The organism is Cryptosporangium minutisporangium (assembly GCF_039536245.1).
Taxonomy (GTDB): Bacteria; Actinomycetota; Actinomycetes; order Mycobacteriales; family Cryptosporangiaceae; genus Cryptosporangium; species Cryptosporangium minutisporangium.
Genome location: NZ_BAAAYN010000068.1, coordinates 23,005 through 30,040, shown reverse-complemented (window position 1 = coordinate 30,040; position 7,036 = coordinate 23,005). Strand labels below are relative to the sequence as shown.

Below are 7,036 nucleotides of genomic sequence, written 5' to 3'. Positions count from 1 at the left end.
CCCGTCGATCGCGAGATCGACGGGGCCCTGTCGGTTACGAACTAGTAGGCGCCACGGTCCGTGGACGAGGCACCGCTCAACTCCGAGGGCTTGCCCTCGCCACCACCGTTGGTGTCGATGGCGGCCTTCGCGGCCTCCTCCGGACGCTCGACCGGAATGAAGAAGCCCCGGATCGCACGTCCACCGGCACCCAGCTTGTTCATCTTCTTCGGCACCGGGGCGCCGACGTACTCCAGGTGGGTGTGACCGTGCTCGTCGGCCTCGCCCAGCGGTTGGTGCACCTCGATGAACTGGCCGGACGGCAGGCGCCGGATCATGCCGCTCTCCACACCGTGCGCCAGCACCTCACGGTCGTGCTGCTGCAGACCGAGGCAGATGCGGTAGGTGAAGAAGTACGCCAGCGGCGGCAGCACGAACAGGCCGATCCGGCCCGCCCACGTCGTCGCGTTGAGGCTGATGTTGAACTTGTCGGCGATGATGTCGTTGCCGCCCGAGAGCAGCAGCACGATGAAGAAGCTGATCGCCATCATNTCCGGCCCGCCCACGTCGTCGCGTTGAGGCTGATGTTGAACTTGTCGGCGATGATGTCGTTGCCGCCCGAGAGCAGCAGCACGATGAAGAAGCTGATCGCCATCATGCCGAGGCCGGTACGGGCAGGCGCGTCCCGCGGCCGCTGGAGCAGGTTGTGATGAGCACGGTCCTTACTGAACCGTTGCTCCAACCAGGGATAGGCGCCGGCGAGCGTGAACATCACGCCGGCCAGGACGACCGATGGCCAGAACATCGCCGGGATCGTGTAGCCGAAGCTGCGGAACTCCCAGGCGGGCATCAGACGGACCGCGCCGTCGAGCCACATCATGTACCAGTCGGGCTGCGATCCGGCCGACACGACCGCCGCCTCGTACGGGCCGAACAGCCAGATCGGGTTGATCTGGACCAGCCCGCCGAGCGCCGCGATGACGCCGAACACCAGGAAGAAGAAGCCGCCGGCCTTCGCCGCGAATCCCGGGAACATGCGGTGGCCGACCACGTTCTGCTCGGTACGGCCCGGCCCCGGGAACTGGGTGTGCTTCTGCTTGACCAGCAGACCCATGTGCGCGGCGATCAGTCCGAGGATCAGCGCCGGCAGGATCAGCACGTGGATGATGTAGAAGCGCTCGATGATGAACTCACCCGGGAATTCCCCGCCGAAGAGCGCGAACGCCGCCCACGTTCCGATGACCGGGATCGAGTAGAGAATCGCCGCGGCGATCCGCAGGCCGGTGCCGGAGAGCGCGTCGTCCGGGAGCGAGTAACCGAGGAAGCCCTCGAACATGCCCAGGACGAACAGCGTGACGCCGATGACCCAGTTCAGCTCACGGGGACGCCGGAACGCACCGGTGAAGAACGTCCGGAACATGTGGACGAGCATCGCCGCGACGAACATCAACGCGGCCCAGTGGTGGATCTGGCGCATGACCAGACCACCGCGCACCTCGAACGAGATGTCGAGCGACGACGAGTACGCCTTCGACATCTCCACACCCTGCAGACGGGTGTAGGCGCCGTCGTAGACCACCTCGGTCGACGACGGGGTGAAGAAGAGCGTCAGGAACGTGCCCGTCAGCAGCAGGACGATGAATGAGTAGAGGGCGATCTCGCCCAGCATGAACGACCAGTGGTCCGGAAAGACCTTGTTGAACACACGACGCATCGGCGTCGAGGCGTCCAGGCGGTCGTCCGCCCAGGTACCCACCGCAGCGGGTTTGATCTTCGGCAGCAACGGCATTACGGACGCTCCCAGAAGGCCGGTCCGACGGCTTCCTTGAAGTCGCTCTTCGCGACGAAGTAGCCCTCTTCATCCACGGTAATAGGAAGCTGCGGCAAGCGCCGGGTGGCCGGACCGAAAATCGGGCGGCAGCTGTCCTTGACGTCGAACTGCGACTGGTGGCACGGGCAGAGCAGCCGGTTGGTCTGCTGCTCGTAGAGGCTCGCCGGGCAGCCGGCGTGCGTGCAGATTTTCGAGAACGCGAAGTAATTGCCGTAGTGCGCGTCCTCGAAGCCCTTGCGCGGCTTGAACTCGGCCGCGTCCTCCTCGCGGAGGTGGATCAGGAGCGTCGGCGAGTCCGCGTACTGCAAGCCGGTGCCGTGCGGGATGCCGGGGAACACGGTCTCCAGACCGCCTGCCGAGACCTCGCCCGGACGGATCGGCGTGCCGTCGTCGCGGACGAGCCGGACGCCCTCACTGAACCCGGTGGTCCACAGCGGCTGATCCTCGCCGTGCGGGTCCTTGATCAGCGCGCCGAGCGGAACCACTGCCATCAGGCCCAGGGGAGCCGCACCGATGGCGAGCGCGCCCTTGAGCAGCGGACGCCGCTTGATGCCGGTCTCGTCGACCATGTTCATCATCGTCGCGGCGGTCAGCGCCCGCTCGTCGAGGTTGGGGTTGTTGTCGTGGCGGTCCTGAACCGCCACCTCCTCCGGCATCAGCTTCTTGACCCAGACGATGACGGCCGCACCGAGCGCGAGCAGCGCGACGCCCATCGTGAAGCCGAGCAGCGGCGTGTACAGCTTGTCGGCGTGGTAGCCCTGCTCGTACTCGTACGGCCAGGCCACGTAGACGACGATGAACGCCAGCGCGGAGAGGCCGGACAGCACGAGCAGGAACGCGATCGTCCGCTCGATCCGCTTCTCGCGCTTGGTGCCGGCGACCGCGAACCGGGGCTGGTAGTGGACGATCTCGACGCCGTCCCGCCGGGCGCCTTCCCGCACCAGGTCGAACTGGCTGTGCTTGGGGTCGGTCGGATCGAAGTCGACCGCGGACCCGCTCCCGTGCTCACTCATGACTTACCCGCAATCCACAGTGCCCCGAACAGGCACACCACGATGCCCACCATGAAGATTACGACCATCTCCGGCACCGGACCGGTCCGGCCGATGCCCCAGCCGCCCGGGTCGGCGTCCGTCTTCTGGCTCTGGACGTAGGCGATGATCGCCTTCTTCTCTTCCGGCGTGAGCTGGTTGTCACCGAAGACCGGCATGTTCTGCGGGCCGGTGAGCATCGCCGCGTAGATGTGGCGGTCGGTGCTCGGCTTCAGCGACGGCGCGTACTTACCGGAGGAGAGCGCACCACCGTTGCCCGAGAACGCGTGGCAGGACGAACAGTTCACGCGGAAGAGCTCGCCGCCGAGCGCCTCGTCACCGCGGAGGTCGCCCTCCGGGATCTCCGGGCCGCCACCGATCGACTGGATGTACGCGGCGAGCTGGTCGGTCTGCTCGTCGTTGAACGCCGGGTACTTGCGCTGGCCCTGGGCCTCCTGGCGCGCGAGCGGCATCCGTCCGGTCGAGACCTGGAACTCCACCGAGGCGGAGCCGACGCCGATCAGGCTGGGACCCCGGTCCTGCACGCCCTGGGCGTTCTGGCCGTGGCAGCTGATGCAGCTCTCGTTGTAGAGCTTCTGCCCTTCGCGGACCGCGATCGAGCTGGACGTCTCGTCGGCCTGCCCGGTCGGCGCGAACGTGGCGTACGCACCGCCGATCAGCCCGAGCGCCAAGGCCAGGACGACGAGGCGTCCCGCCTTCCCGGCTCGGTTTCGGAACCGGCGCCCCAGACGGGCGGCGGCGGAGGCGATCATGGTTTCACCTTGTCGGTCGGGGAACCATCCGTGGCGCGTTTCGGCCACTGAGTGAGTGCGGTGGCGAGCAGCCACGGTGCGGACGGCATCACTTGACGAAGTAGATCGTCGCGAACAGTCCGATCCACACCACGTCGACGAAGTGCCAGTAGTACGAGACGACGATCGCGCTGGTGGCCTGCGCGGGGGTGAAACGCCCGAGCGTGCTCCGCCCCATCATCAGCAGGAAGGCGATCAAGCCGCCGATCACGTGGAGGCCGTGGAAGCCCGTGGTCAGGTAGAACATCGTCCCGTAGCCGTTGGCCGGGATGGTCAGCCCCTCGTGGACGAGGCTCCGGTACTCGTACGCCTGACCGAGGACGAAGATCAGTCCCATTACGAACGTCAGTGCGAACCAGCGGCGCAGCCCGTAGACGTCACCCACCTCGGCCCGGAACACGCCGATCTGACACGTCACCGAGGACAACACCAGGATGATCGTGAAGGTGAGCGCGTACGGAACGTTGAGGAGCTCGGTCTCCTCCGCCCAGAGGCGTTGACCCGGGCCGGAAGCTCGGATCGAGAAGTACATCGCGAACAGAGCCGCGAAGAACATGAGCTCGCTGGAGAGCCACACGATCGTCCCGACACTGACCATGTTCGGCCGGGTCAGCGAGTGGATCTGGCTCTTCTCGATACTGGTCGTGGCCGTCGTCACGGGAGCATTATGTCCCGCCCGAATCCCAGCGCACGCACCGGGTGCCTACGTCGTGTCGTAGATTCCGGCCTAAGGTGGAGTGGTGTTGTCCGCAACGGGTGCCGACCCGGCTCTGACCAGCATTTCGGCGGTCGCTGAGCTACCGGTGTTCACTCCGGCAACGGTGTTCACGGCCGCGAACCTCGACCAGTGGATGACGGTCGCGCTCGTCGTCGCCGCGGGGTTGTACCTCTACGGCGTCCACAAGCTCCGGGCTCGGGGCGACCGGTGGCCGCTCGGCCGCACGCTCGCGTTCGTCCCGGGTGGTCTGGGCGTGATCGCGGTAGCCACGCTCTCCGGGCTCGGCACCTACGACGACACGTTGTTCAGCGCCCACATGGTCCAGCACATGCTGCTCAGCATGGTGGCGCCGATCCTGATGGCGCTCGGCGCTCCGGTGACGCTCGCTCTCCGCACGCTCCCGGGCAAGCCCCGCGGTTGGCTACTGGCGTTCCTGCACAGCCGCTACTTCCACCTGGTCAGCCACCCGCTGATCGCGTTCACGTTCTTCATCGCGACGCCGTACGCGCTCTATCTGTCCGGCTGGTACCCGGCGACGCTGACCAGCACCTGGGTGCACGAGTTCACGCACGTGCACTTCCTGATCGTCGGCTCGCTGTTCTTCTGGCCGCTGATCGGCCTGGACCCGCTCCCCGGACGCTGGCAGTACCCGGCGCGCGCGCTGATGATGATCATCTCGATGCCGCTGCACGCGGTGCTCGGCGTCATCGTCATGCAGATGGCGGGCCGGATCGCGACCGGCTACTACGAGGGTCTGCAGCTGAGTTGGATCTCTCCGGAATCCGACCAGCAGGTCGGCGGCGGCCTGCTCTGGGCGTCCGGCGACCTGATCAGCCTGCTGATGCTCGCGGCGTTCGTCACCCAGTGGATCCGCTCCGACGAGCGGACCGCGGCCCGGATCGACCGCCAGCTCGACCGCACGAGCGGCGAGGACAACGAGCTGGACGCCTACAACGCCCGGCTCGCCCGGTTGGCCGAGCGGGGATAACCGCGCGGTGCGGAGGCACCGGTCGGCGCTACGATCCGCTCACAGCGTCCCGCAGCCGTCGCACGTTGGGAGCCCGGAAACCATGACCAACGCCAGTGCCACCCCCGCGACCGTCCTCGTCTACAGCGACGACGCGGCCGTTCGGGAGCGCATCCGGATGGCCGTCGGCCGCCGGCCCGCGGCCGACGTCGGTCCGATCACCTGGGTCGAGGCGAGCACCGGCGAGGAGGTCGTTTCGCTCACCGACGCCGGTGGGCTCGACCTGCTCCTGTTGGACGCCGAAGCGTGGCCCACCGGCGGCATGGGCATCTCCCGCCAGCTCAAACACGAGGTGGACGACTGCCCGCCGGTGTGCCTGGTGCTGGCGCGCAAGGTCGACCGCTGGCTCGCCACGTGGTCGGAGGCGGACGCGGTGCTGTCCCACCCGCTCGACCCGGTGGCGGCTGCCGCGGCCGTGGCCGACGTGCTGCGACGCACGCTGGGCGTCGTGCCGTCCGCCGCGGGGCCCGTCGCCCGATGACCGCGGCCACTCCGCAGACCTGGCCGACGCTGCTCAACGCGCTCCTGGCCGGCGACTCGCTGAGCCCGGAGCAGACCGGCTGGGCGATGCGCCAGGTGATGTCCGGCGACGCCACGCCGGTGCAGATCGCGGCGTTCGCGATGGCCCTGCGCGCCAAGGGTGAGACGTCCGAAGAGGTCTCCGGGCTCGTCGCGAGCATGCTCGAGGCCGCGACGCCGATCGACGTCTCACCGGACGCCGTCGACATCGTGGGAACCGGCGGCGACCAGGCGCACACCGTGAACATCTCGACGATGGCTGCGATCGTGGTGGCCGGCGCCGGGATCCCGGTGGTGAAGCACGGCAACCGGGCGGCGTCCAGCAGCACCGGCGCGGCCGACCTGCTCGAGTACCTCGGGGTACCGATCACGATGACGCCGGAGCGGGCAGCGGCCTGCGTCCGGGAGGCCGGAATCGGCTTCTGCTTCGCCCCCACCTACCACCCCGGGCTGCGGCACGCGGGTGTGGCGCGGCGCGAGATGGGTGTTCCGACGTTCTTCAACTTCCTCGGTCCGCTCACCAACCCGGGCCGCGTCCGGGCCAGCGCGGTGGGGTGCGCGAACCTCCGGATGGCGCCGGTGATGGCCGGGGTCTTCGCCCAGCGCGGAGCGTCGGCGCTGGTGATGCGCGGTGAGGATGGCTTGGACGAGTTCACCACGACGTCCGCGACCCGGCTGTGGGTCGTCGCCGACGGCACCGTCACCGAGACCGTGGTGGACGCCGCCGACCTCGGTATCCCGCGGGCCGAACGATCCGATCTGCGCGGCGCCGACGCGGCGTTCAACGCCAAGGTCGCCCGCGCGGTGCTCGCCGGTGAACGTGGTCCGGTGCGGGACGCCGTGCTGCTTAACGCAGCGGCCGGCATCGCCGCGTTCGACGAGTTCTCCGGCGGGCTGGAGGCGTCGCTGCGGGCCGGGCTGGAGCGCGCCGCGACGGCGGTCGACTCCGGCGCCGCGGGCACCACGCTCGACCGATGGATCGCCGTCGCGACGCAGGACTGACGCGCCCGAAAACGGGTCGGCGCTCCGGGCCACCGACCCGTTGTTCCAGGCTGCGGCGTGACGAAGACAACGTCCCCGTCCAGCGCCGTGCGAATTAGCGTTGACGCAGGTGAGCCG

6 protein-coding genes and 2 pseudogenes are annotated in these 7,036 nt (G+C 68.3%); 3 read left to right on the top strand and 5 right to left on the bottom strand.

All coding sequences use genetic code 11. The features are described from left to right. Positions 1-41 precede the first annotated feature (41 nt). From ABEB28_RS43300 to ctaE, 5 genes and pseudogenes are all read right to left on the bottom strand, one after another. A pseudogene (locus ABEB28_RS43300) lies at positions 42-431 on the bottom strand (cytochrome bc1 complex cytochrome b subunit); the annotation flags it as partial. 105 nt (positions 432-536) lie between these two features. Then, a pseudogene (gene qcrB / locus ABEB28_RS39435) lies at positions 537-1,768 on the bottom strand (cytochrome bc1 complex cytochrome b subunit); the annotation flags it as partial. After that, positions 1,768-2,823 (bottom strand): cytochrome bc1 complex Rieske iron-sulfur subunit, encoded by a 1,056-nt coding sequence (gene qcrA / locus ABEB28_RS39430; RefSeq protein ID WP_345733422.1) that lies wholly within the window; start codon positions 2,821-2,823, stop codon positions 1,768-1,770. The gene qcrA and the pseudogene qcrB, both read right to left, overlap by 1 nt. Further along, positions 2,820-3,614 carry a cytochrome bc1 complex diheme cytochrome c subunit gene (gene qcrC / locus ABEB28_RS39425; RefSeq protein WP_345733421.1) on the bottom strand — a complete coding sequence of 265 codons (795 nt, stop codon included), beginning with the start codon at positions 3,612-3,614 and terminating at the stop codon, positions 2,820-2,822. The genes qcrA and qcrC overlap by 4 nt, the downstream gene beginning before the upstream one ends. Positions 3,615-3,702: 88 nt before the next feature. Continuing rightward, positions 3,703-4,311, bottom strand: coding sequence for an aa3-type cytochrome oxidase subunit III (gene ctaE / locus ABEB28_RS39420; RefSeq protein ID WP_376980649.1), 609 nt, complete (start codon positions 4,309-4,311; stop codon positions 3,703-3,705). 82 nt (positions 4,312-4,393) lie between these two features. Here ctaE and ABEB28_RS39415 point away from each other — a divergent pair, with 82 nt between their 5' ends. The 3 genes from ABEB28_RS39415 (at position 4,394) to trpD (ending at position 6,919) form a co-directional block, all read left to right on the top strand. Then, positions 4,394-5,359 carry a cytochrome c oxidase assembly protein gene (locus ABEB28_RS39415; RefSeq protein WP_345733420.1) on the top strand — a complete coding sequence of 322 codons (966 nt, stop codon included), beginning with the start codon at positions 4,394-4,396 and terminating at the stop codon, positions 5,357-5,359. Positions 5,360-5,441: 82 nt separating this feature from the next. Continuing rightward, positions 5,442-5,879, top strand: coding sequence for a hypothetical protein (locus ABEB28_RS39410; protein WP_345733419.1), 438 nt, complete (start codon positions 5,442-5,444; stop codon positions 5,877-5,879). Beyond that, positions 5,876-6,919, top strand: coding sequence for an anthranilate phosphoribosyltransferase (gene trpD / locus ABEB28_RS39405; RefSeq protein ID WP_345733418.1), 1,044 nt, complete (start codon positions 5,876-5,878; stop codon positions 6,917-6,919). The genes ABEB28_RS39410 and trpD overlap by 4 nt, the downstream gene beginning before the upstream one ends. The last annotated feature ends 117 nt before the right edge of the window (positions 6,920-7,036 follow it).

Excerpts from the sequence above, each read along its gene's own strand:
- qcrA (WP_345733422.1), bottom strand. The coding sequence starts at position 2,823 with ATGAGTGAGCACGGGAGCGGGTCCGCGGTCGACTTCGATCCGACCGAC.
- qcrC (WP_345733421.1), bottom strand. The coding sequence starts at position 3,614 with ATGATCGCCTCCGCCGCCGCCCGTCTGGGGCGCCGGTTCCGAAACCGA.
- ABEB28_RS39410 (WP_345733419.1), top strand. The coding sequence starts at position 5,442 with ATGACCAACGCCAGTGCCACCCCCGCGACCGTCCTCGTCTACAGCGAC.
- trpD (WP_345733418.1), top strand. The coding sequence starts at position 5,876 with ATGACCGCGGCCACTCCGCAGACCTGGCCGACGCTGCTCAACGCGCTC.